Genomic DNA, 23,103 nt, shown 5'->3' with positions numbered 1-23,103 from the left:
CGGCCCGCCGGGGGCAGCCCGCCCCGGATCCCCTCGTGTGGGTGACGAAACGGCCTAGATCGCGTACTGCCACACGGTCAGCGAATAGGCCGAAAACCAGGCTCCGACCAGCACGAACGCTGTGGTCGTGACGATCATCGTGGACGTCCGGCGGTGCGCCAGCCCGATCGCGATCGGGAGCAGCAGCGCGAAGCCGGGGAGGAGGAACCTCGATTTCAGGAACGGCAGCCCGGCACTGCACAGGACCAGCACCACGACGCCTGCCGCGTAGGCGGCCAGCGGCCACGGCATCCTGCGGCCGGTCACCGCGACGACGGCGAGTACGACCGCGGCGAGCGTCACGAGCGAAACGAGCGTCTCCCATGCGTTGCCCGGCCCGAAGAGCGTGCGCGTGAGCCAGTCCCACGCTTCGGCGCCGCCATCGAAACGCGTGTTCCACCCGCGGAGTTCGATGTCCTGCCAACCGGTCACACTGCCGATCTGTGCCGCGACCACAGCCCAATACCCGAGCAGGCCGAGTGGCGCGGTGACGATGCATGCGAGGGCGGCCCACCGTTGCCGGTTTCGCCACACGCTTATCGCCGCGGCTATGACCACGACAGCGATCAGCACGGTGGCCGTCGACCGCGTGAGCCCGGCGAGGAGCGTCGTAACGGCGGCAAGAGACCAGTTGCGTTCGAGGACACCGACGAGTGCCCACGCGGCCAGCGCGGTGAAGAGCGCTTCGGTCATCACCATGCTCTGCGTGATCGCCATGGGCGCGGCGCCCCACAACACAGCGAGTAGCAGTCCCGAACGCGGGCTGTCGACCAGCCGGCCGATGCGGTACAGCGCTGCTGCTGCAGCGATCCCGGCGACTGTGGACAGGATGATGCCCGCGGCGACGAAGGACATCCCGGGCAGCTCCGCGATCAGCCCGGTCATGGAGGGGTACAGCGGGAAAAAGCCGTACGGCGCGTCGCGGTACGGGAGCCCGACAACGTCCGTGGGGTTGCTTACGCCCCCATAGTTGTTCTGGGCGATCTGCAAGTACCACCAGCCGTCCCAGGACTGCAGCCGTTCGATCAACGGCATGCCGCGCGGCGCAGCCATGGCGGCGAGCACGCTGACGCCGATCAGCCTTACCGCAAGGAACAGCGCTGCCGCGCGTACGTAACCGGATCCGGCCAGCTTGCTCGCTATCACCCGCAGCGGGTGCGACGGACTGCTCGTCAACGTTTGCCCGAACGGGGGCCTGTCCGCGAGCTCTGTCATGGTCTCCTCGTCTTCACCGGGATGGACCTTTTGCGTTCGCCGCAAGTCGGGCGCGTCGCGAGTTTCGCGCTCCGCACACACTGTGACCGGGTACGTGGCAGCATCTCCGCCAGCGCTGTTCGAGCCTGAGGGGAAGTTGCTGTGCGGATCCTGTCAGTAGACCTGGGGACGTCCAACACCGTTGCCGTCCTTTCCGCGCACGGCAGGCTACCTCGCGTCGTAGAAGCGGACGGGTCGGGCACCATGCCGTCCGCAGTGTTCGCGGGCGAGGACGGCACGCTCATGGTGGGCCGTGATGCCGAGCGTCGCGCACGGCTCGACCCGACGCGTTTCGAGCCCAACTCCAAACGGCGCGTTGACGAGCAGACGCTCCTGCTCGGCACCGACGTTGTGCCCGTCAACGAGGCACTCGCCGCGATTCTGCGCCGGGTGCTCGACGAGACTACGCGTCAGCTCGGTGGCGAACAGCCGGACGAAGTACGGCTCACGCACCCGCACGAGGGTCCCGGCAAAGTTGGTCGAGGACCCGTGATCAGCAGAGAGAGCCGTGGCTGCCGCGTCATCATCGACGGCGCCCGCCAGACCTGTCCCGGGTCCGTGAAGGGGCCCTTCACAGACTCTGAGTCCGTGAAGGACCCCTTCACGGACCTCCGCGGTCGGCGCAGGGCCCCTCACACTGACTTTGCCGACACCCGCGAGCCTTGATCAGTCGGAAACAGCTGTCGCATTGGGCGCGCACCACGTGGCGCCTGACGGACTGTCCATGCGTACACAGAACGTTGCGGGTCAGGTGGCGGCAGGCGCGCCGCCCGTTGCCCCACAGCGCAACTACCCGGCGTATGCGCCGCCTTTCCCGGCACCGACCAACTTCCCGACGTACACGCCTGCTGTGCCGCAGAAGAAGAGCCGCCGGAAGCTCTGGATCGGTATCCCCGCAGCCGCCGTGGTGTTGCTCGCTGCGGGTCTCACGGTGTTCCTCACTACGAGTTCGTCTACACGTACACGGCTGACGAGTGCCGTACGCAGGGACAGGCCGACTCGTCGGGGCTGATCGGGTGCATGCGTCAGCTCGCCGGGAAGGTCGCCGATTCGGGCGGCTGCCAGGCCGGTACGGGCAACGGTCCGGCTGCACCGGCGAAGAGCCTCGGGACAGCTGCGACGTGTGCGGCGCCGGGTCGCGCGGGTACGCAAGTGACGTACATCCAAGGACAGTCGGCAGCGGATCTGAAGACCTACACCGACGGGCTGCTTGGCTCCGCGGCCGGTGACCGCGTCGAAGCGGACTGGAAGGGCAACGGCCTGCAGGGGCACTACGCCTCGGCGGTCGGGCAGACCTCGGCGGTGCTCGTGTTCACGGTGCAGGACCGGCCGCTCGCCGGGTTCCTCTATCAGGTGAATTCCGGGGACCAGGCGACTACGCCGAGCGCGCCGGCGGACTACTTCGAGCAGAGCGTGCAGCCGGGGGAGTGATCCCCGGCGCCGGGGCGGGAGCTAGCATTCGGCCGATGCGTATCACGGTGTTCCGGCGGCTGATGGCCGAGGAATTCGGACCCGGCCGCGCCGATGTGCTCGCGCAGGACCATGTGCTCAGCGGGCTCGGCGGCCGGACGGTCGAACAGGCGCTGGCGGCGGGGATCCCGGCCAAGGAGATCTGGCGCGCGGTCTGCGCCGCCTTCGACGTCCCGCCGGAACGGCGCTGACCTGCGGCTTCCCCGGGGCTCGGGCGGCGCGGCGAAAAATCCGCAGGGGCCGGGCGTGTCGCTGAAATCCTCGAACATCTGTTCGTCTATGGTGTTGTCCGCAACGGGGCCAGCGATCCACAGATCGGTCGCCGCGCCGGGAATTGTCGGTCCCTCCCCGTAGCGTCGGACCGGAGCCCGACTCCTCAGGCGGGCTCGCCGGACAACCGAACACACACAGGCCCCAACCAGCGAGGTGGACTTCCATGGCAGCAGCACCCGACAAGGACAAGGCGCTCGAACTCGCCCTTGCGCAGATCGACAAGCAGTACGGCAAGGGCTCGGTGATGCGCCTCGGCGAGGACACCCGCCCGCCCATCGCGGTGATCCCCACTGGCGCGATCGCGCTGGACGTCGCGCTCGGGATCGGCGGCCTGCCGCGCGGCCGGGTCATCGAGATCTACGGCCCGGAATCCTCCGGTAAGACCACCGTCGCCCTGCACGCGGTGGCCAACGCGCAGCGCAACGGCGGGATCGCCGCGTTCATCGACGCGGAGCACGCGCTCGACCCGGAGTACGCGAAGGCGCTCGGCGTGGACACCGACGCGCTGCTGGTCTCCCAGCCGGACACCGGGGAGCAGGCGCTGGAGATCGCGGACATGCTGATCCGCTCCGGCGCGCTCGACATCCTGGTCATCGACTCCGTCGCGGCGCTCGTACCGCGCGCCGAGATCGAGGGCGAGATGGGTGATTCGCACGTCGGCCTGCAGGCCCGCCTGATGAGCCAGGCGCTGCGGAAGATCACCGGTGCGCTGTCCAACTCCGGCACCACCGCGATCTTCATCAACCAGCTGCGCGAGAAGGTCGGCGTGATGTTCGGCTCGCCGGAGACCACCACCGGTGGCAAGGCGCTGAAGTTCTACGCCTCGGTCCGGCTCGACGTGCGCCGCATCGAGACGCTCAAGGACAGCGGCGAGGCGGTCGGCAACCGCACCCGGGTCAAGGTGGTCAAGAACAAGGTGGCCCCGCCGTTCAAGCAGGCCGAGTTCGACATCCTCTACGGCCAGGGCGTGTCCCGCGAGGGCTCGCTCATCGACATGGGCGTCGACCAGGGCATCCTGCGCAAGTCGGGCGCCTGGTACACCTACGAGGGCGACCAGCTGGGCCAGGGCAAGGAGAACGCCCGCCGCTTCCTGCGCGACAACCCGGACATCGCGAACGAGGTCGAGAAGCGCATCAAGGAGAAGCTCGGCATCGGCCCGCAGCTCGACGCCGAAGCCGAAGCGGCGCCCGCCCCCGTCGACTTCTGATCCGGGGAGGGGAGGGGTTCGGCCGGATTCCTCCCCGGGCTCCGGATGTGGTCCTGCCCGGCGGCTGCGGGCGGCTGTGCTCTGCCGGTCCGGCCTGGCTCGGCGGGTGTGCCGGTCGTGGCAGCTGCGGCCGCGGTCGTGCGTTCCGGTGCCGCGGCTGGTTTTCGGCGAAGGTGCCGGGGGCGTGGCCGGGTGGTGCGTTGTCGGCGGGCGCGGTGGTCGAGGCCGGAACGGTGGAAGCGGAGCCTGAGGTGAGGGTGTCGCCGGGAACGGCGGGACCGGGAAACGGGAGTGCGGTCGTGGCCAGGATGCCGAAGGTCGAACCGGCGGAGCTGCCGCCGGAGGAGCGGGCGAAAAAGGCCAAGGAGGTCTGTTTCGACCTCCTCGCCGCGTGTCCCCGCACCGTCGAGGAGCTGCGGCAGGCGTTGCAGCGCAAGGGTTTCGACAGCGACACCGTGGAAACCCTGCTCGGCAAGCTCGACCGGGCCGGTCTCGTCAACGACGCCGAGTTCGCCGAAGCCTGGGTACGCAACCGGCATGCCTACCAGGGACTGTCCCGCACCGCGCTCGTCGCGGAGTTGCGGCGCAAGGGCGTCGACGGCGAGATCGCCGCACAGGCCGCGGAGGAGGTCGATCGGGACGCCGAGGAACAACGCGCTCGCGAGCTGGTACGCAAACGGCTCGGGTCCCTTGGAAATGTCGACGAGCAGACCGCGATCCGCCGGTTGCTCGGGTTTCTCGCGCGGAAAGGGTATCCGCAAGGGCTGGCCTACACCGTGATCCGGGACGAGCTTCGCGAGTTCGGTGCGGAATCCACGCTGCTCGACGACGCGGCGATCGACTGACCACGGGCCGGGGGAACGGGGGAACGGGGGAACGGTACCTGCATAAAGGAATAGGGCACACGGAGACCGGCGCACAGCCAAGGAGAACCCGGATACGAAGAAACGAACGCGCGGAGGAACCGAACGCGCAAAGACCGGTGTGCGAAGGTCCGATACGCGATGACGAGTCCACGAAAGACCGAGTGAGTGAAGGTCAGACGTGTGAAGCCGGGATGCGTAAAGACCTGACGCGTGAAGGTGGAGTGCGAAACCTGATGCGCGCGAAGGCCGGACGCGTGGGAGCCGGGAGTGTGAAACCGGATGCCCATGAAGCCCCCGGCATACGAGGCAGGGCGCGAAGCCACGTACACGAAACCGGGAATAGAAACCGGATGCGTGCGAAGGTCGGGTGCGTGAACTCGGGTGAGCGAAGTCCGGTGGAGATTCGGTGCGCGAAAGGCCGAGTGCGCGAAAGACCGAGCGCGCGAATGCGGGCGCGTGAGGTCCGATGTGGAGGCCTTCGGCGCACGAAGGTTGGGTATGCAGAGCTGGGCGTGGAAAGCCTCGTGCGGAGGCTCTCGCTGAGTGAAGGTCGGGTGCGTGCGGCTGATCGCTGAGCCTCGTGTGGAGAACCCCGACGCGCGAAAGCCGGATGTGTGAAGTCGGGCGCGCAAAGTCAGGTGCGGAGGCCCGACGCGCGAAAGCCGGGCGCGCGAATCAGGGCGTGCCAACCAGGACACGCGAAGGCCGCTGTGAAGCCCCGCTGCCCGAAGACCCGCCGCCCCAATGAAAAGGCGACGGGTCCCCCAACGACTTCAGCGCAGGGTGGCAGCCTCCGCGGCCAGCTTCTCGACCGCAGCGAAGTCCTTGGCCGCCAGCAGTTTCGCCGGGGTCAGCCACGAGCCGCCGATGCAGCCGACGTTCGGCAGTGCGAGGTAGGACGGCGCCGACGACACCGTGATGCCGCCCGTCGGGCAGAACTGCAGCCGAGGCAGCGGACCGGCGATCGACTTCAGGAACGCCGCGCCCCCGCTGGCCTCCGCCGGGAAGAACTTCAGCGCACGCAACCCCCGCTCGGCGAGTCGCATGGCTTCCGACACCGTGCTCGAACCCGGCAGGAACGGCAGACCGGTCGCGAACGCGGCGTCCAGCAGAGCGTCCGTGCACCCCGGGGTCACCAGGAATTTCGCGCCCGCGTCGGCGGCCTGCCGGGCTTGCTCCGGCGAGGTCACCGTGCCCGCGCCGACGACGATGTCCGGGACCTCGGTGGCCACGCGCTCGATCGCGTCGAGCGCGACCGGCGTACGCAGCGTCAGCTCGATCACCCCAATCCCGCCGGCGTGCAGAGCACGGGCCGTGGGCACCGCGTCGTCAACGTCGTCGATCACCACAACGGGCATGACGGGGGAGAGGGTGAGCAAGTCCGTGCCGGTGGTCACTGACCGACCTCCTGGGTGTGGAGCGCGTACGAGGGCACTGTCATTGTTCCCTGGCCGAACGCCGGAACTCCCCGGGCGAGGTCCAGTTCCGGAGTGAGCGCGCCGAAAACGCTCGCGCCCTGGTCGGCCGGTCCGACGGCGCGCCGCAGCGCGCCGAAGAGTTCCCGTCCGGTGCCGTGCCACGCCGCTTCCGACGGTGGCGCGTCGGTCAGGGCGCGGGCGGCCAGCTCATCGTCGGTGACCAGCACATCGAGGGTGCCGGTCCGGGCGTCGAAGCGGATCAGGTCGCCGTCGCAGATCCGGGCGATCGGGCCGCCCACCGCGGCCTCCGGCGTCACCTGGATCGCCGCCGGGACCTTGCCCGAGGCGCCGGACATCCGGCCGTCGGTGAGCAGCGCGACGCGGAATCCGCGATCCATCAGCACGCCCAGCGCGGGCGTCAGGCCGTGCAGCTCCGGCATCCCGTTGGCCTGCGGGCCCTGCTGCCGCACCACCACGACCACATCCCGATCCAGCTCCCCGGCCCGGAACGCAGCGGTGAACTCTTCCTGCGTCGTGAACACCCGCGCCGGCGCCTCCACGACGCGGTGTTCCGGCGCGACAGCCGACACCTTCGTGACCGCGCGGCCCAGATTCCCTGCCACCATTCGCAATCCGCCGTCCGACGCGAAGGGACGCCACACCGGACGCAACACCTTTTCGTCGAGACTGCGCGTGGGCACATCGCGCCACACCAGCTCGCCGTCGGACAGGATCGGTTCCTGCGTGTAGCGGCGCAGCCCGAAGCCCGCGACCGTGTGCACATCCTCGTGCAGCAGACCGGCGTCGAGCAGAGTGCCCACCAGGAACTGGATCCCGCCGGCGGCGTGGAAGTGGTTGATGTCCGCGCTGCCGTTCGGGTACACCCGCGCCAGCAACGGAACCACGGCAGACAGGTCCGAGAAGTCGTCCCAGCTCAGCTGAATCCCCGCAGCCGCCGCGATCGCGACCAGATGCATCGTGTGGTTCGTCGACCCGCCGGTGGCCAGCAGCGCGATGATGCCGTTCACGAACGCTTTTTCGTCCAGCACCTGCGAAACCGGCGTGTACTCCTCGCCACGGGACAGCGCGACGACGCGTCGCCCGGCCTCCTCGGTGAGGGCCTGGCGCAGCGGGGTGTTCGGCTGCACGAAGCTCGCGCCCGGCAGGTGCAGGCCCATCACCTCCACCACCATCTGGTTGGAGTTGGCGGTGCCGTAGAACGTGCAGGTGCCGGCCGAGTGGTACGACGCGGCTTCGGCGTCGAGCAGCTCCTCGCGGGTGGCGAGGCCCTCCGCGTACCGCTGTCGCACGGCTGCCTTGTCCTTGTTCGGCAGGCCCGAGTTCATCGGCCCGGCCGGCACGAGGATCGCCGGCAGATGCCCGAACGACAGCGCCCCGATCAACAGCCCCGGCACGATCTTGTCGCACACGCCCAGCAACAGCGCCGCGTCGAACATGTCATGCGACAACGCGATCGCCGTCGCCATCGCGATCACTTCGCGGCTGAACAGGGACAGCTCCATGCCCGTCCGCCCCTGTGTGATGCCGTCGCACATCGCGGGCACACCGCCGGCGAACTGCGCGACGCCCCCGGCCGTACGCACGGATTTCTTCAGCCACGACGGGTAGTCCTGCATCGGCTGATGCGCGGAGAGCATGTCGTTGTACGACGACACGATCGCCACACCGGGTGCGCGCAGCTGTCGGAGCGCCTGCTTGTCCACGCCCTCCATCGCGGCGAATCCGTGCGCGAGGTTGCTGCAGGCAAGGCCGCGCCGTACGGGTCCCTCTTCGTAGGCGGCGGCGCTACGGGCGAGGTACGCCGCGCGCGTCTCCGCGCTCCGTGCGGCGATACGATCGGTGACTTCGGCGACGACAGGATGGACAGCGACGGTCGGGTGGCTCATCTCCGGCTCCCGGCTCACGAATGATGGGGTTCGCGGGACGGCGGCGGTGGCGTCGCTGGAACGTGACGGTTACCACCGTAGCCTGGAAACCCCTGGGAAACAAAATCGATTCAGAAAGACTGCCCGCCCACCGCACCGGGGGCGCACCGAAGGGCAGGTCCGCTCAGAGGTTCTCGATCTCCACCGGTGCGACGTCCGGTGGCGCGGGGAAGCCGAAGATCCGCGAGTAGAACCACAGCTCGGCATCCAGCGCGCGGCAGACGTTCGCGGCCTGCCGGAATCCGTGCTGCTCCCCGGGAAACCTCAGGTAGGCCACCGGAACGCGGTGCTTGCGCAGGGCGTTCACCAGCATCTCCGACTGAGCGCGCGGCACGATCGGATCCTCGTCCCCCTGGAGCACGATCAGCGGGGTGCGCAACCGGTCCACCCGGGTGATCGGCGAACGCGCGCGGTAGCGTTCCCGCTCCGCGGGGTAGGGGCCGACGAGGCCTTCCAGATAGCGCGATTCGAACTTGTGCGTCTCCCCGGCCAGCGCTTCGAGGTCGGCGACCCCGAAGTGGTCGGCGCCGGCGGAGAACGGGGTGTCCTCCGCGACCAGCGCAGCCAGCGTGGTGAAGCCGCCCGCCGAGCTGCCGCGGATGGCCATCCTGCGCGGGTCGACGCGCCCAGTGCCGGCCAGAAGCCGTGCCACGGCAACACAATCCGCTACGTCCAGCACACCCCAGGCGCCACGTAGCTGCTCTCGGTAGGCCCGGCCGTACCCGGATGAACCCGCATAGTTGACGTCTGCGACCGCGAAGCCGCGGCTGGTCCAGTACTGCAGGCCGGCGTCGAAGACCGGCATCGCCGCTGCGGTCGGCCCGCCGTGCAGAACCACCAGCAGCGGTGGCAGTTCGCCTTCGGCCGCGCGGCAGGGACCGGCCGGTGGGTAGTACAGTGCGTGGCCGGTGCGGGGCGCGCCGGCCAGATCGACCGACGGGAAGTCGACGGGCTCGGGGACGGAGATGTCCGCGGGGGCCAGGCCGAGTTCCCGGCGGGGCTGCAAGGCGCTCGCCTCTGCGCCGTCCCCGGACAGCGTCACGCGGTACACCAGAGGCTCCGTCGCCGGGCTGCCGGCGACGCACACGAAGGCCGCCGGGCCGTCCGCGCGCACCGAACGGATCGCGGTGAACGGCAGGTCCAGCTCGGTCCTTCCGCCATCCGGCCACTGCACGGTGAGCGAGTCGGACCCGGTCCGGGAACAGGCGTACACGATCCGGCCATCATCGAGGACGGCGTAGCGCGAACCACCCAGCGACCAGCCCGGCACGCCGATCTCCGCGTCGAGCATCACGAGCGGGGTCACGCCGTGGCCGGGTGTCCAGCGGTAGAGGTTCCACCATCCGGTGCGATCGGAGAGGAAAGTGAGCGAACCGTCCGGCTGCCACTGTGGTTCCGCGGCCGCTTCCCCCGGCCCGCCGGCGACCACGGACTCGGTGCCCGAGGCCAGGTCGCGCACCTGCAGCCGGACATCGTCCCACGGCATCGACGGATGATCCCAGGCGAGCCAGGCCAGCTGCCGCCCGTCGGGGGAGATCCGGGGCGCAGCAACGAAATCCGAGCCGGTGACGAGAACTTCCGGCTCGCCGGGGACATGCGCGCGGAGCCGGACCACCTCGTTGCTCACCTGATCCGGCGGGCCGCCCGGCACCTGATGCCGCTCTCGCACGGCGACCAGCCAGCTGCCGTCGGGACTGACGTGCCCGTCGGCGTAGCGATCCGCGCGGGGGAACGCCGGTTCCGGGGTCAGCGGCACCAGCTCGCCGTCCGCTTCGAGGACCCGCACCCGCTGGTCGCCGCCGTCGACGTACCAGACCGCACCCGGGCTGCCCGGGTGGAGCCACCACGCGCCGCCGCCGTACTCGTGCACCGAACTGCGCACGTCCGTGCCCGCGGGCAGCACCTCGGATCGGACGTCGTCAAGCAGGCGCAGCACCACGGTGCGCCCGGCCTCGTCCGGCCGCATCTCGGCCCAGAACACACCCGTACCGGGAACGGCTTCCCCAGTACCGGCGACCGCAGTGGTCACCGCCGCGGAGGTCAGCGGTGTCGGCCACGAACCGCAGGGCAGTGCAGGCTTCCCCATGATCCCCCTTCGCCTCGCCATCCGGACGAGCGTGCAGCACCGGAATTCCGGCCTCCAGGCCGGGAGGACCGGCCCGCAGGCCGGTGTGCGCGACGCCCCCGCGCCGGACCATGGTGCCGTGATCCACACCAACTTGTCGAGCCCACCGCAGGCCACCACCACCGCCACGGTCCGGGCGCGCGGCGTCCGCAAGAGCTACGGCACCGGGCCCGGCCTCGTCGAGGCGCTGCGCGGGGTCGACGTGTCGTTCCACCCCAGGATGTTCACCGCGCTGATGGGACCGTCGGGCTCGGGCAAGTCCACGCTGCTGCACTGCCTGGCCGGGCTGGACTCGGTCACCTCGGGCAGTGTGGAGATCCACGGGACCAAGCTGGAGCAGCTGAACGACGCCGGGCTGACCGCGCTGCGCCGGGACCGGATCGGGTTCATCTTCCAGAGCTTCAACCTGCTGCCCACACTGACCGCGCGGGAGAACATCCTGCTGCCGCTGGAGATCGCCGGGAAACCGGTGGACGAACGGCTGTTCGACCACGTGGTCCGGATCGTCGGCCTCACCGACCGGCTCGGCCACCGGCCCTCGGAGATGTCCGGCGGCCAGCAGCAGCGGGTGGCGGTGGCGCGCGCGATGATCGCCCGGCCGGAGGTCATCTTCGCGGACGAGCCGACCGGCAACCTCGATTCGGTGTCCCGTACCGACGTGCTGCGCTTCCTGCAGGCCTCGGTGCGGGAGCTGGGGCAGATGATCGTCATGGTGACGCACGACCCGTTCGCCGCGGCCTGCGCCGATCGCGTGGTCTTCCTGCGCGACGGCCTGGTCGCCGGCGAGCTGCTGCGCCCCACCGAGGAACAGGTGCTCGACACCATGAAGGCGCTCGGACGGGCGGTCCGCCGGTGAAGCGGCTGCTCCTGGCGAATCTGCGCGGCAACTACCGGCGGATGCTGCTGGCCGCGCTCGCCACGCTGCTCGGATCCGCGTTCGTCGCGGGCACGCTGGTGCTCGGGGACACTCTTCAGGCCACTGTGGACAGTCAGGTGGTCGGGAACGCGGCCAAGGTGTCCGCGGTCGCCACCACGGAGAACCAGCTGCGCCCGCTGCCGCCGGAATCGCTCGGCCGGATCGCCGGTCTCCCCGGAGTGCGCCAGGCGGACGGCATGGTGAGCGGGGACGTCACCGTGCTCGGCGCCGACGGCCGTCCGCGCCGGGACGCGCCGGTCGGCTTCTCCACCACCCTGCGGACGACGTTGTCCGGCGGCCGGCTGCCCGCCGCCGGGGAGACGGTGCTCGCCGATCAGACCGCGACCGCGCTCGGCGTGCAGATCGGCGGTACGGTGTCGGTGCTCGATTTCGCCGGCGGGCAGCCGCGGCAGTTCCGCGTGTCCGGCACGGCAAACGTGCGCGGGCAGGGGGATTTCTCCTTGCACGGGGCGATGGGCTTCACCGAAGCGGACGCCCGCGCGGTCACCGGGAAGACCGGCTACGCGGAGATCGACGTCGCCGGTGCCGACCCCGCCGCGCTCGTCCCCGCGATGCGCACGGCGATCGGGAACGGGCCGTACCGGGTCGTCGACGGCCAGGACTTCGCCCGTGACCAGGCCGCGGGCAGCGGTGTCGATCCGGTGGTGCTGCGCGCCGGGCTGGTGCTGTTCGCGATCGTGGCCCTGTTCGTGGCCGGGTTCGTCATCTACAACACGTTCATCATCCTGGTCGCGCAGCGGACCCGGGAACTCGCGCTCACCCGGTGCCTCGGTGCCTCCCGCGGGCAGGTGTTCCGCGCGGTGCTCGCCGAGTCCGCGATCGTCGGTGCGGTGGCGTCGCTCCTCGGGAGCGCGCTGGGCGTCGGGGTCGCCTGGCTCCTCATGCCGATCGTGAACTCCCTCGGCGGCGCGGTCGCGATGGACTCCCTCTCGGTCGGCCCGGGCGCGCTGCTGCTCAGCTTCGCCGCGGGCACCCTCGCGACGGTGGGGGCCGCGCTGGTCCCGGCCCGGGTGGCGACCGCGACGAAACCGGTCAGCGCGTTGACCGCGGGTCAGGAGCCCTCGGCGGGCGGCAAGCTGGGCTGGGTGCGCCGGGTGCTCGCCGCCGGGCTCGGCGTGGCAGGGCTGCTCGCCGCGCTGGCCGGGCTGTCCGGCGGCAACGGCCAGTCCGGGCTGGTCCTGGTCGGGCTGGGCGGGATCCTGTTCTTCCTCGGCACGGTGGCGGCCGGGCCGGCGCTGGTCCGGATCCTGGTGCGGGCGGCCGGATTCCCCTTGCGCCGGGCGCTGGGCGTGCCCGGCAGGCTCGCCGCCGGCAATGCCCTGCGCAAGCCCCGCCGCTCCGCCACCACCGCGCTGGCGCTGGTCATCGGGATCACGCTGACCGCGGGGATCACCGTGATCACGAGTTCGCTGGAGTCCTCTGTGGACGTCGGCATCGGGCAGGCGCTGCCCGCGGACTTCCTGATCCAGCGTCCCGGCGCGAACAACGGGCCGGTCATCCCGCGGGCGGTGGCCGGGCAGCTGCAGGCGGCTCCCGGCGCGGTCGTCACCGAGGTCCGCGAGGCGCCGGCCGTGGCGAAGGACGGCGAGACCATGGTGAGCACCCTCGCCGGGGCGATCCGGCCGAAGGTGCTCAGCGGATCGCTGGACGGGCTCCGCGACGGCGGGGTCGCCCTGCGGCCGGAGCGGGCGCAGGACCTCGGGGTGCGGGCCGGGGACACCGTCGGCTTCCGGATCGGGGACCGCACCGTCGCGATGCCGGTCGCGGCGGTGGTGACCGGACCGGCGGTGCCCCGCACGATCGTGTCCCCGGACCGGTTCGACGCGCTGTTCCCCGGCACCGGTGACGCGCTGGTCCTCGTCGACTTCGCCGCCGGGACCAGCCCGGCCGACGCCAGGGCGGTGGTCGACGCGGCCACCGCGGCCTTCCCGACCGCGCGGGTCACCTCCACCTACGACGCGCACGACCAGCTCGCCCAGACCCTCGGCCAGGTCACGTCCTTCGTCACCGCGCTGCTGGCGCTGGCGATCGTCATCTCCCTGCTGGGTATTTCCAACACGATGACGCTGTCGGTGCTCGAACGGACCCGGGAGACCGCGGTCCTGCGTGCGCTGGGGTTCCCGATCGCCAAGATCCGGGGGATGCTGACCACCGAGGCACTGCTGCTCGGGCTGATCGGCGGGGTGCTCGGGGTCGTGCTCGGCACGGCGTTCGGGCTCGCCGCGGCGCACGTCATCAACACCCGGATCACGCTGACCGTGCCGTGGGGGGTGCTGATCGCACTCGTCGCCGGAGCCGGGGCGGCGGCCGCGCTCGCCTCCCTGCTGCCCACCCGGAATGCGACCAGGATTTCCGTGGTCGCGGCGCTGGCCGACGAATGAACCGGCGCGGCCCGATGTACGCACGGTGTACTCGCGCTGTACTTCCGCTCCTTACCGTGGAATGAGCTCGGCAATGCTGCCGGGCGATACCGAGAGGGAACGGAGAAACTCAAATGAACGAGATTTCCTTTGCCGACACGGGTGAGCAGTTCGCCGACCGGGCGGGCGCCGGCTTCGGTGAACTGGCCGCGGACGAGCTGCGGGAGACCCGCACGCCGTCGCTGCTGAGCAGCGGCTTCATCTGCACCCTCACCGCGGAGTGCAACTGCTGATCTGTCCGGAATGCGCCGGGCCGGCCCGGGCCCGTCCGCCCGGGCCGGCCTCGGAGAAGGGAGAACACCGGTGATTCCCGGAAGCGTGGCGAGGTCGAGTTTTCTGCATGAGCGGATCGCCGTGCCCCGGGACGGCGCCGAACCCGATCCCGGCGAAATGCGCCGGTGGCGGGATTCCGCGTATCTCGACGAAAAGACTTTTCACCGGCGGCTGAGCGCGGCCGGGCACACCGCGGAATCGTTCGCCACGCTCATCACCGCGGTGAGTTATCGCGCCGCGGACACGGTGCCCGACTGGCCGGGCGAGCTGCGCGCCGCGCTGGCGGCGATGCCGTTTTCCCGGGACGAACCGCGGAAGACCCGGCTGTACGGGGAAACCTACGACGAGCTGCTGTTCGCCGGGGTGGTCCGCCCGATCTCCGATCACTATGCGGCGCGGCTCGCCGTCGAGCTGCACCGGTCGCCGCTGAAGCATCCCTGTGCGCCCACGGTGCTCGGGGCGCTGGCCATGGATCTGGACGACCTGCTCGTCACGGTGGTGCACCGGCCGCTGATCACCGAGGTGCACCGGTTCCGGGAGGCCGGGCTGCTTCGGGGTGCCACCTCACGGGATCGCTACCTCGACTACGACACCCGGATCCTGGCCGATCCGGGATATCTCGCCGGGCTCTGGCGCCGGTATCCGGTGCTCGGCCGGATGCTCGTCGAAGCGGGCCGCACCTGGCTGGAGTCGAGTCGCGAGGTGCTGCGCCGGTTCGATCAGGACCACGTCCTGGTGCGGAAGACGGAGCTGCTGCCGGTGGACGCGGGCCCGCTGGTCGCGATCCGGCCGGGCCTGGGGGACCGGCATCATCACGGCCGGACGGCGAGCCTGCTGGAATTCGAGGACGGCTCCCGGCTGGTCTACAAGCCGCGGCCGGTCGAGCCCGAGCAGCTTTACGCCCGCGCCGTCGAAGTCCTCAATGGACTGACCGGATCCGGGTTGCGGGCCGCGAAGGTGCTGGCCCGTCCCGGATACGGCTGGTGCGAACACGTGGCGAGGGAGGATGCCGCGGAACCGGCCGCGCTCGACCGGTTCTACCGCCGGCTCGGCGCGGTACTGGCCGTGCTGCACGTGTTCGGCACCACCGATCTGCACACCGGCAATCTCATCGCGGCCGCCGATCAGCCGGTGCCGATCGACCTCGAGACTGTCTTCCAGCCGCCGGACACCCCGGGTCCGGAGGCCACCGGCGCCTACGACCGGGCCGTGGACCTGCTGGGGCGCAGTGTGCTCGCCACGGCGATGCTGCCGCAGCGGGCATTCGGGGACGGGGTCAGCCCCGGGGCGGACTTCAGCGCGATCGGCGGTGGGGGACGATGCCGCTCGGCCCGTCCGCTGCCGTGGCTTACCGGCGCGTTCACCGACGAGCCCGCGATCGAGGCGCGCCATCGTGAACTCGGCGAGTCGTCCGGGCGACCCACGGTGGGCGGCGTGCCCGCGACGCCCGGGCCGCACGCGCCGGCGATCCTGTCCGGCTTCACCGAGGCCTACGACGCCATCGCTGGGCATCGGGACGTATTCGCCGCGCTGGTCGGGGAATTCGCCTCGACGCCGATCCGGGTGGTCCTGCGCAACACCCGGCGTTACGACCTGTTCCTCTACGAAGCCCGGCACCCGCGTCATCTGCGGGACGGCAAGGACCAGGACGAGCTGCTCGACAAGCTGTGGACCGCGGTGCTCGACCGGCCGTCGCTGGCGCCGGTGGTCGAGTCCGAACGCCGTCAGCTGCTCGCCGGCGACATCCCCAGCTTCACCTGCCGGGCCGATTCCCGGCATCTGCGGGCCGAGAACACCGTGGTGGCCCCGGATTACTGGGCCGAGCCGCCGATCCGTCACGTGGAGCGGACCCTGGCCGGGCTCGGCGGCACGCATCGCGCGGTCCAGCTGCAGATCATCGCCGACTCGCTGTCCGCGCTGCCGGGTTGCCCGCCCGCTTTGGGGGAAACGGTGCCGTCGGCCGGGGGCTCCTCGGTGGCCGAGCTGGCCGAAGCAGGTCTGGACCAGGTGGCGGAAGGCGCGCTGACCGGCCGCGACGACGTCACCTGGATCGGCATCGGCCTGGACGGAGCCGCCGACGAATCCCTCACCTTCAAGCCGCTGACCACCTCGCTCTACGACGGGCTCGCCGGTATGGCGCTGGTCTACACGCATGCGGCGGCGCTCACCGGGTCCGCTCGCCACGCCGACCTCGGCCGGCGGGCCTTGCAGCCGGTCCTCGCCGAGCTGACGCGCTTCGCCGAGTCCGGTGGCAGCCTTCCGCTCGGCGCCTATGCCGGGCTGGCCGGCGCGCTGTACACAGTGGACCAAGTGGGCCGATGCACGGCAGACGACGCACACCGCGCGCTGGTAGCGGCCGTCGCCGGACGTCTGTACGACGCGGTCCGGATCACCACCTCACCGGACCTGATCTCCGGCGTCGCGGGCTGTCTCGCGGTCATCGCCACACTGGAGACTCGCACGGAGGTCGAGCAGGCGACGCTGGCGAAGCTGGCCGCGGTGTGCGTGGAACGGCTCGGGGAGCTGGCCGTGCCCGCCGGCGGTGGCGTCGGCTGGGCGCCCCGCCCCGGCGACCCGTTGCTCGGTGGATTTTCCCACGGCAGCGCCGGAGTCGGCTGGGCGCTGCTGCGCGCGGGCGACCGGTTCGACGACCCGTCCGCCATGGAACTGGGCCTGCGGGGCCTCACCTACGACGCGTCGCTCCGGATTCCCGGCCGTCCGGTGTGGCGGGATCTGCGCGATTTCCCGGACAACACCGGCAGCGGCCAGCGGCATCCGACGTTGTGGTGCCACGGCGCGACCGGGATCGGAATCTCGCGCCTGCTGGCCTACCGGATCACCGGCGAACAACGGTTCCGGGAGGAAGCCGCGGCGGCGGTGACCGCGGTCGCCGAGGCGGGTGCGCTGCCCGGTCAGTCCTTGTGCCACGGCACCGCCGGCTCGATCGAGTTCCTCACGCTCGCCGCGCAGGTGCTCGACGGCGACCCGGCGGCCGATCTCGCGGCGCGGCACCGGGCACTCCTGCTGCGCGGCCTGTGCACCGGGATCCGGGCGGAGGGGTTCACCTTCGGCAAGGTCAGCGGCACCAACGCGCCCGGCCTGATGATGGGCAAGGCGGGGGTCTGCCTGACCCTGCTGCGAGCCGCGTGGCCGGGGCGGGTGCCGTCGCCGCTGTGGCTCGCGGCCGGCCCGGAGGGGGAGGGGTGATGGGCTGCCCGGGGGTGCGGCGCGGCCGGCGCCGGGCAGGGGAGCGGCGATGCGTGCGGTTGCCGGGCGGCTGGGGGAGACGCCTGGCGGTGCCGTGCCGTCGCCGAGTGGTCGCGGAGGCGCGGCTGCCGCGCTTATCCCTGCCCAAAGCTGTGAAGGGGCCCTTCACGGACTCCGCGGGAGCCGGAGCGGCCTGCCGGGGCCGGGGATCGTCCGGGGGCGCCTGGGTGGATGTGTCCTTCGGCGGTGCGGTTTTGGTCCGGATCCGAAGGAGGGTGGCGCTGAGGCTCCCAGGTGGCCGACAGCGTCACCGCCGAGTGCCGCGACGCCGTGGCCCGCAGAGGCTCTCCGGTTGCCGGCAGCGTCACCGCCGAGTGCCGCGACGCCGTGGCCCCGCATTCGAAGGAGGATCGGCGATGACCGCCCCCCTACCCGGCTGCCGCCGCCGGCACCGCCCGGTGCCGCGGTGCCGCGGACCGCGCCCCGTCGGAGCGCCCCGATGACCCGGCCCGAACCACCCCCGGAGATCGCCGATCAGCTTGCCGGGCAACGGTTCCTGGTGATCGGCACCGGAGCGCCCGCCGTCTCCGCGCTGCCCGCGGGGGTGCTGGAGCTGGAGGCGCTCACCGGCGGCGGGCCGATCCGGATCGCGCTCACCCGCCAGAGCCTGCGCTTCCTGACGAGGACCACGCTCACCGCGGTGACCGGGCGCAAGGCCTTCGTCGACGAATGGGGGACGGACGAGCCGCTGAACCCGGATCACGTGGACATCGCGCAGTGGGCCACCGTGATCCTCGTGTACCCGGCGACGCTGCACTTCCTGTCGAAGCTGGCGCTGGGCCAGTGCGACACCCCGGTCATGCTGGCGCTGCAATGCACCACCGCGCCGATCGTGCTGGCGCCTTCGCTGCCGCCGGGCGGGTTCGAAAGCGCCGCCTACCGGGATCACCGGCAGCGCCTCGAATCCCGGCCGCACATCCGCATCGCCGAGCCGCGAGCCGGGTACAGCATGCGGACGGGGGCGGACAACGTCGGCGCGCCCTGCCCGTTCGGCGAGCTGCTCCCGCTCGTCACGGCGCTGCTGGCGGAACGGGGCCAAAGATGACCGACCAGCCCGGAATGCCGGACATGCCGATGCACATGCGGCGATGCGGGGTCGACCCGGTGCCGGAACTCCACGCCTGCCGTGCGCGGGCCGAGCTGTCCACTGTGGACACCGAGTTCGGGCAACCGGCCTTCCTCGTCACCCGGTACGAGGACGTGCGCGCGGTGCTCGGGGACAGCACCCGCTTCAGCAACGCCGCTGACTTCTCGCGCCGGCGCGGCGCCGAACCGGCCTCGCCCGAGCAGCTCGCCCGGGCCCGGGCGGGCAACATCCTGGTGCAGGACCCGCCGGAGCACACCCGGCTGCGCCGGTTGCTGGCCAGGGAATTCACCCAGGCCCGGATGCGGGATCTGCGGCCGCGCATCGAGCAGATCGTGGACGCCCGGCTGGACGCGCTGGCCGCCGCGGGCCGGCCGGCGGACCTGGTCACGGAGTTCGCGATGCCGATCCCACTGCTCGTGATCTGCGAGCTGTTCGCGGTCCCGGAAGCCGACCGCGCGGAGTTCCAGGCCCGCTCGGGCCGCCTGTTCGACGTCTCGCTGGAGACCGGGAGCCGGCTGGCCGCGGCGCGGGAGAACCGGGAGTACATGGCATCGCTGGCCGCGGCGGCGCTGGCCGCACCGGGCGACGACATCCTGGGCAGGCTGGTCCGCGACCATCCGGACGAACTCACCCGCGACGAGCTGACCGGCATCGCCACCCTGGTGCTGGTGGCCGGGCACGAGACCACGGCGAGCATGCTCGCGCTCGGCACTCAGGCCCTGCTGTGGCATCCCGGCCAGCTGGCGCTCGTCCGGGACGACCCGGCGGCCGTCCGGCCCGCGGTGGAGGAGCTGCTGCGCTGGCTGTCGGTCGTTCATTCGGCGACGCTGCGGCTGACCACCGCGGAGATCCGGCTGCAGAACACCACCGTGCCCGAGGGCAGCCTCGTCCTGTGCTCGCTGCCGGCAGCCAACCGCGATCCCGCGTACACCCCGGATCCGGACCGGCTGGACATCCGGCGCGGCCGGGCGACGCACGTCGCGTTCGGGCACGGCTTGCACCACTGCCTCGGCGCGCCATTGGCCCGGACACAGCTGGAAACGGCGCTGCCACGGCTGTTCCGCCGGTTCCCCGGACTCGCGCCGGTCGCCGCTGAACCCGAGTACTCTCCGTACGCGGTAGTCTACGGAGCGCGGAAGCTGCCGGTTACCTGGTGACGCGAGAGGCAGTCCCGCCGGGCCGGGGACGGAGGGAAAGCACTGCGGTGTCGGGTGAGCTGAGCGCGACGGCGGCCACGCTGGTGCGTCGCCAGTGGCCGGTCGCGGTGGTGCTGCTGGTCCTGATCGCGGCCGACCTCACCGGCACCAGCTCGTGGACCGCGGGCACCTTCATCGCGGTCACGCAGATGCTCGTCACCTGTGTGCTCGCCGTGCTCTCGGTGCTGCATCCCCAGCGCGTCGCGATCCTCGCCGCGCTGGCCGTGATCATCGGCAGCGCGCTGCTCACCAGCGTCGAACACGGCTCGGTGGGCCTCCACGTCGCCAGCCTGGCCAGTCTCGTGGTCGTCGCGGCCGAGGTGATCGGCTCGAATCCGGCCACGGCCGCCGGGGGCGCGGCCGCGGTGCTGATCGCGGCGTCGGGCGTGCAGTTCGGCATGCTCGGGGTGGCCGCCGGGATCCGGCCGGTCGAACTCACCGGATTCGGGCTGGCGTTGTGCGCGGGCAGCGTGCTCGGCGGGCTGTTCCTGCGTGGCCGGGTCGCCGATCGGGCCAGGGCCGCCGCCGCGGAGGTCGCCGCGGCCCGCCAGGCGGAGCGGCTGGCGATGGCCCGCGAGGTGCACGACGTGGTGGCGCACCACGTGACCAGCATCGTGGTCACCGCGAACGCGCAGCGCTGGGCGAACCGGGACGACGGGACCGGCTCGCCGTTCGTCGAGCTGATCGTGCGCGAGGGTACTGCGGCACTCGAAGCGACCCGTCAGCTCGTCCAGACCCTGCGGTTCGAGGAGAGCCCGGGCAGTACCGATCTCGCCGACGCCGTGGCGCAGGCCGCCAGGCGCTGCGCGGTGCCGGTGGACGTGCGGATCGATCTACCCGGACGGCTGCCGGGCGAGCTGCAGAGTTCCGCGCTGCGCATCGTCACCGAGTCGCTCACCAACGTCAGCCGGCACGCGCGGGACGCCACCCGGGCCGTCGTCGAGATCGCTGTCACCGGCGCAGGGCGGCTTTGCGTGCGGGTGTGCGACGACGGGGCGCCGGGCACGCGGGGCCGCCCGGAGCGGCGCCGGGGATACGGCATCATCGGCATGGTCGAGCGGGCGCAGCTGCACGGAGGCGAGCTGCACGCGGGCCGGTCGGACACCGGCTGGGAGGTCGAGGCGATGCTGCCGGTGCGCAGGCCGTGATCAGGATCCTGCTGGCCGACGACCAGGAACTCGTCCGCGCGGGATTCCGGTTCATCCTCGACAGCCACGAGGATCTCCAGGTCGTGGCCGAGGCGGGGGACGGGGTGGAGGCGCTGCGGCTGGCCAAGCAGACTCAGCCGGACGTGTGCCTGGTGGACATCCAGATGCCCCGGCTCGACGGGCTGACCCTGACCCGCCGGCTCACCGAGCTGCCCGCCGCGCCGAAGGTGGTCATCCTGACCACCTTCGATCTGGAGTCCTACGTCACCGAGGCGCTGACCAACGGGGCGCTCGGCTTCATTCTCAAGCATTCCGAACCCGAGCTGCTGATCGCCGGGGTACGCGCGGCCGTGCGCGGGGACGCGTTGCTCTCCCCGCAGATCACGCTCACCCTGCTGACGAAACTGAAAGGCATTCGATCGGGCGCCGGGCCGGGCCCGGACGTGCTGACCGAACGGGAACGCGAAATCGTCGCGGCGGCCGGAAAAGGGCTCAGCAATACCGAGATCTGCGCGGAAATCCACCTTTCTCTTTCGACGGTGAAAGGGCACCTGACCACGGCGCAGCAGAAGATCGGCGCCCGCAACCGGGTCGAGGTCGCCGTCTGGGCCTGGCGGAACAACCTGGTGGACGATCCGCGCTAACGGGGCGCCCGGCTACCGGGTATGTGGTACGGATTCCGGATCGCCGCGTCGTCGCGGCGGAGGATCGCCAGGTGCAGCCGGACCATCTCCGCGGAAGGGTTCAGACCGTGGTCGGCCAGGGTGGCGACGGCCTCGTGCCACGCGCCCATGGTGGCGTCGAGATCCCCGCCGAGATAGGTCACGCGCAGGAGCAGGCACCAGGCCCCTTCCCGCAACGGCGCGCTGCGCAGCAGGTCCCGGAGACCGGGTACCAGCTCCAGCGTATGGCCGAGCTGGAGCAGGGATTCGGCGTATCGCTCGCGCACCGTGAGGCACCGCTCGTGGTAGGTCTCGAACAGGGCGTCCAGCCGGCTCGACCCGGCGCATCCGGGGCCCAGCGGGCCGCACCACGCGGACAGTGCGGCGTGGAAATGCCGTGCCGCGCCCCAGCGGTCGCCGGCTCTTCGCTGCTGATCACCGCGTTCGGCGTGGTGCTGGAAATGCCGGACGTCCACCGCGGCGTCCGGGATCTGCAGCGCGTAGTGGCAGCCCGCGCCCTTGAGCGTCACCAGCGACGCGCCGAGCACCGGATCGATGGCGGCGAGATCGTGGCGCAGCCGGGAGATACAGCCGCGCAGGTTGACCGGCGCCGACCGCGGGCACTTGTCCCACAAGAGATCGAGCAGCCGCTGGCGGCACACATAACGGCCGTTTTCGAGCACCAGCGCGACGAACACGGCGCGCAGCGCGCCCGGCCGGATGGGCCGGACGGTGCCGCCGCGGACCACCTCCACCGAGCCGGACAGCCGGATCACCGTCGGCGCGTGCGTGGCGGGAAATCCCAGCTCGCCGGAACCGGACGGAGTGGCCGGGACGGGTGTGTCGATCTGACAACTTTCGGTACTGGACATGCGAATCAGACGTGCTCCCCTCGTCCCGCCCGGTCGCCGGGTACCGGCCCGAGCCGGAACTTCGCACGGATGGTTGGGTTGTGCTCGCAGACTGGTTTTCGCTGCGGATCCCGTCGTGCTTCACCGCGCGGCGGCGATCCCCGGCAGTCTGCTTTCCTGGCGGGTTCTCGACGGATTTCCGATCTCGCGGGCGTGCTTCACCGCGTCGGTGCATCCGGGCATCGAGAAGATCGTGAAGACCACGACATCGCCCCCCAACGGCGCAGGCCGACCGTCGACCAGGGAGCGGTACGGGTATCGCACTGCCCCCTCAGCGCACTGAATCGAGATTACTCAAAGCGCAGTGATCAACGAATGATCCGTTCAGGTGTTTCTGTTCCCGAATGAATGATACGTAAAGACGAACACAGTTCGTCGTCGTGGAATAATCCATGGGCCTCCCGTGGTCCGACGACCTCGGTATCGAGTCGCAGTTTTCGGCCGGCAGGGCCGGTGGCCCCGGCAAGCTCTGTCACCGAGTGGTCACCGTGCGTATCCACGGCGCTTTGAAGCGAATCGGTCGGCTAACCCGCGAGTGATACGTGTCACACCAACGCCTTGACTCGCTCACTTCGCAGCCTAGGTGCGGAAGACGTCGGCAGCC

Annotated in this window: 18 protein-coding genes; 12 read left to right on the top strand and 6 right to left on the bottom strand. The window is 71.0% G+C overall.

Features of this window, described 5'->3' with window-relative positions; all coding sequences use genetic code 11:
• Positions 1-54 precede the first annotated feature (54 nt).
• Positions 55-1,254, bottom strand: coding sequence for a hypothetical protein (locus ATK36_RS06790; RefSeq protein WP_098510490.1), 1,200 nt, complete (start codon positions 1,252-1,254; stop codon positions 55-57).
• A 207-nt stretch (positions 1,255-1,461) separates the two neighbouring features.
• Positions 1,462-1,746 carry a hypothetical protein gene (locus tag ATK36_RS34610; RefSeq protein ID WP_211291823.1) on the bottom strand — a complete coding sequence of 95 codons (285 nt, stop codon included), beginning with the start codon at positions 1,744-1,746 and terminating at the stop codon, positions 1,462-1,464.
• A gap of 567 nt (positions 1,747-2,313) precedes the next feature.
• Here ATK36_RS34610 and ATK36_RS34605 point away from each other — a divergent pair.
• The 4 genes from ATK36_RS34605 (at position 2,314) to ATK36_RS06765 (ending at position 5,088) form a co-directional block, all read left to right on the top strand.
• Positions 2,314-2,724 carry a hypothetical protein gene (locus ATK36_RS34605; RefSeq protein WP_425427367.1) on the top strand — a complete coding sequence of 137 codons (411 nt, stop codon included), beginning with the start codon at positions 2,314-2,316 and terminating at the stop codon, positions 2,722-2,724.
• Between the two features lie 35 nt (positions 2,725-2,759).
• A complete protein-coding gene (locus ATK36_RS06775) occupies positions 2,760-2,954 on the top strand; it encodes a DUF3046 domain-containing protein (protein ID WP_098510489.1) in 195 nt (64 codons plus the stop codon).
• A 245-nt stretch (positions 2,955-3,199) separates the two neighbouring features.
• Positions 3,200-4,243, top strand: coding sequence for a recombinase RecA (recA, locus tag ATK36_RS06770; protein WP_098510488.1), 1,044 nt, complete (start codon positions 3,200-3,202; stop codon positions 4,241-4,243).
• 308 nt (positions 4,244-4,551) lie between these two features.
• Positions 4,552-5,088, top strand: a complete 537-nt coding sequence (locus tag ATK36_RS06765; protein ID WP_098510487.1) for a regulatory protein RecX — start codon at positions 4,552-4,554, stop codon at positions 5,086-5,088.
• 794 nt (positions 5,089-5,882) lie between these two features.
• On the opposite strand, the gene eda is transcribed toward ATK36_RS06765, so the two are convergent.
• The 3 genes from eda to ATK36_RS06750 all read right to left on the bottom strand — a co-directional run bounded on the left by eda (position 5,883) and on the right by ATK36_RS06750 (position 10,559).
• Positions 5,883-6,506 carry a bifunctional 4-hydroxy-2-oxoglutarate aldolase/2-dehydro-3-deoxy-phosphogluconate aldolase gene (gene eda / locus ATK36_RS06760; protein WP_098510486.1) on the bottom strand — a complete coding sequence of 208 codons (624 nt, stop codon included), beginning with the start codon at positions 6,504-6,506 and terminating at the stop codon, positions 5,883-5,885.
• Positions 6,503-8,434, bottom strand: coding sequence for a phosphogluconate dehydratase (gene edd, locus ATK36_RS06755; protein ID WP_098510485.1), 1,932 nt, complete (start codon positions 8,432-8,434; stop codon positions 6,503-6,505). The genes eda and edd overlap by 4 nt, the downstream gene beginning before the upstream one ends.
• Before the next feature lie 163 nt (positions 8,435-8,597).
• Complete coding sequence (locus ATK36_RS06750; protein ID WP_098510484.1) at positions 8,598-10,559, bottom strand: S9 family peptidase; 1,962 nt, start codon at positions 10,557-10,559, stop codon at positions 8,598-8,600.
• A gap of 118 nt (positions 10,560-10,677) precedes the next feature.
• On the opposite strand from ATK36_RS06750, the gene ATK36_RS06745 reads away from it, so the two are divergent.
• From ATK36_RS06745 to ATK36_RS06715, 8 genes are all read left to right on the top strand, one after another.
• Complete coding sequence (locus tag ATK36_RS06745; RefSeq protein ID WP_386999724.1) at positions 10,678-11,454, top strand: ABC transporter ATP-binding protein; 777 nt, start codon at positions 10,678-10,680, stop codon at positions 11,452-11,454.
• Complete coding sequence (locus ATK36_RS06740) at positions 11,451-13,916, top strand: ABC transporter permease (protein WP_098510482.1); 2,466 nt, start codon at positions 11,451-11,453, stop codon at positions 13,914-13,916. The genes ATK36_RS06745 and ATK36_RS06740 overlap by 4 nt, the downstream gene beginning before the upstream one ends.
• Before the next feature lie 113 nt (positions 13,917-14,029).
• Entirely contained in the window at positions 14,030-14,188 is a 159-nt protein-coding gene (locus tag ATK36_RS32055) for a hypothetical protein (RefSeq protein WP_170069648.1), read from the top strand.
• Positions 14,189-14,258: 70 nt separating this feature from the next.
• Entirely contained in the window at positions 14,259-17,435 is a 3,177-nt protein-coding gene (locus tag ATK36_RS06735) for a type 2 lanthipeptide synthetase LanM family protein (RefSeq protein ID WP_170069647.1), read from the top strand.
• A gap of 499 nt (positions 17,436-17,934) precedes the next feature.
• Positions 17,935-18,540 (top strand): flavoprotein, encoded by a 606-nt coding sequence (locus ATK36_RS32050; RefSeq protein WP_170069646.1) that lies wholly within the window; start codon positions 17,935-17,937, stop codon positions 18,538-18,540.
• Positions 18,537-19,739: a cytochrome P450 gene (locus ATK36_RS06725; RefSeq protein ID WP_098510479.1), complete on the top strand. Its 1,203-nt coding sequence runs from the start codon at positions 18,537-18,539 to the stop codon at positions 19,737-19,739. Before ATK36_RS32050 ends, ATK36_RS06725 begins: the two co-directional genes overlap by 4 nt.
• 47 nt (positions 19,740-19,786) lie before the next feature.
• Positions 19,787-20,926, top strand: a complete 1,140-nt coding sequence (locus tag ATK36_RS06720; RefSeq protein WP_098510478.1) for a sensor histidine kinase — start codon at positions 19,787-19,789, stop codon at positions 20,924-20,926.
• Positions 20,923-21,570, top strand: a complete 648-nt coding sequence (locus ATK36_RS06715) for a response regulator (protein ID WP_098510477.1) — start codon at positions 20,923-20,925, stop codon at positions 21,568-21,570. The genes ATK36_RS06720 and ATK36_RS06715 overlap by 4 nt, the downstream gene beginning before the upstream one ends.
• Here ATK36_RS06715 and ATK36_RS06710 read toward each other — a convergent pair.
• A complete protein-coding gene (locus ATK36_RS06710) occupies positions 21,567-22,460 on the bottom strand; it encodes an AfsR/SARP family transcriptional regulator (protein ID WP_098510476.1) in 894 nt (297 codons plus the stop codon). The genes ATK36_RS06715 and ATK36_RS06710 overlap by 4 nt on opposite strands.
• Positions 22,461-23,103: the final 643 nt, after the last annotated feature.

Origin of the sequence: Amycolatopsis sulphurea, assembly GCF_002564045.1 — a bacterium.
GTDB lineage: Bacteria > Actinomycetota > Actinomycetes > Mycobacteriales > Pseudonocardiaceae > Amycolatopsis > Amycolatopsis sulphurea.
Note: the sequence above shows the minus strand (reverse complement) of the source record. Positions and strands in the feature narration are given on the sequence as shown.

What these genes read in the sequence shown, in the direction of transcription:
- ATK36_RS06725 (WP_098510479.1), top strand. Translation starts at nt 18,537, where the DNA reads ATGACCGACCAGCCCGGAATGCCGGACATGCCGATGCACATGCGGCGA.
- ATK36_RS06775 (WP_098510489.1), top strand. Translation starts at nt 2,760, where the DNA reads ATGCGTATCACGGTGTTCCGGCGGCTGATGGCCGAGGAATTCGGACCC.
- edd (WP_098510485.1), bottom strand. Translation starts at nt 8,434, where the DNA reads ATGAGCCACCCGACCGTCGCTGTCCATCCTGTCGTCGCCGAAGTCACC.
- ATK36_RS06765 (WP_098510487.1), top strand. Translation starts at nt 4,552, where the DNA reads ATGCCGAAGGTCGAACCGGCGGAGCTGCCGCCGGAGGAGCGGGCGAAA.
- ATK36_RS32055 (WP_170069648.1), top strand. Translation starts at nt 14,030, where the DNA reads ATGAACGAGATTTCCTTTGCCGACACGGGTGAGCAGTTCGCCGACCGG.
- ATK36_RS06710 (WP_098510476.1), bottom strand. Translation starts at nt 22,460, where the DNA reads ATGTCCAGTACCGAAAGTTGTCAGATCGACACACCCGTCCCGGCCACT.
- ATK36_RS06750 (WP_098510484.1), bottom strand. Translation starts at nt 10,559, where the DNA reads ATGGGGAAGCCTGCACTGCCCTGCGGTTCGTGGCCGACACCGCTGACC.
- ATK36_RS06790 (WP_098510490.1), bottom strand. Translation starts at nt 1,254, where the DNA reads ATGACAGAGCTCGCGGACAGGCCCCCGTTCGGGCAAACGTTGACGAGC.
- ATK36_RS32050 (WP_170069646.1), top strand. Translation starts at nt 17,935, where the DNA reads ATGACCCGGCCCGAACCACCCCCGGAGATCGCCGATCAGCTTGCCGGG.
- ATK36_RS34605 (WP_425427367.1), top strand. Translation starts at nt 2,314, where the DNA reads ATGCGTCAGCTCGCCGGGAAGGTCGCCGATTCGGGCGGCTGCCAGGCC.
- recA (WP_098510488.1), top strand. Translation starts at nt 3,200, where the DNA reads ATGGCAGCAGCACCCGACAAGGACAAGGCGCTCGAACTCGCCCTTGCG.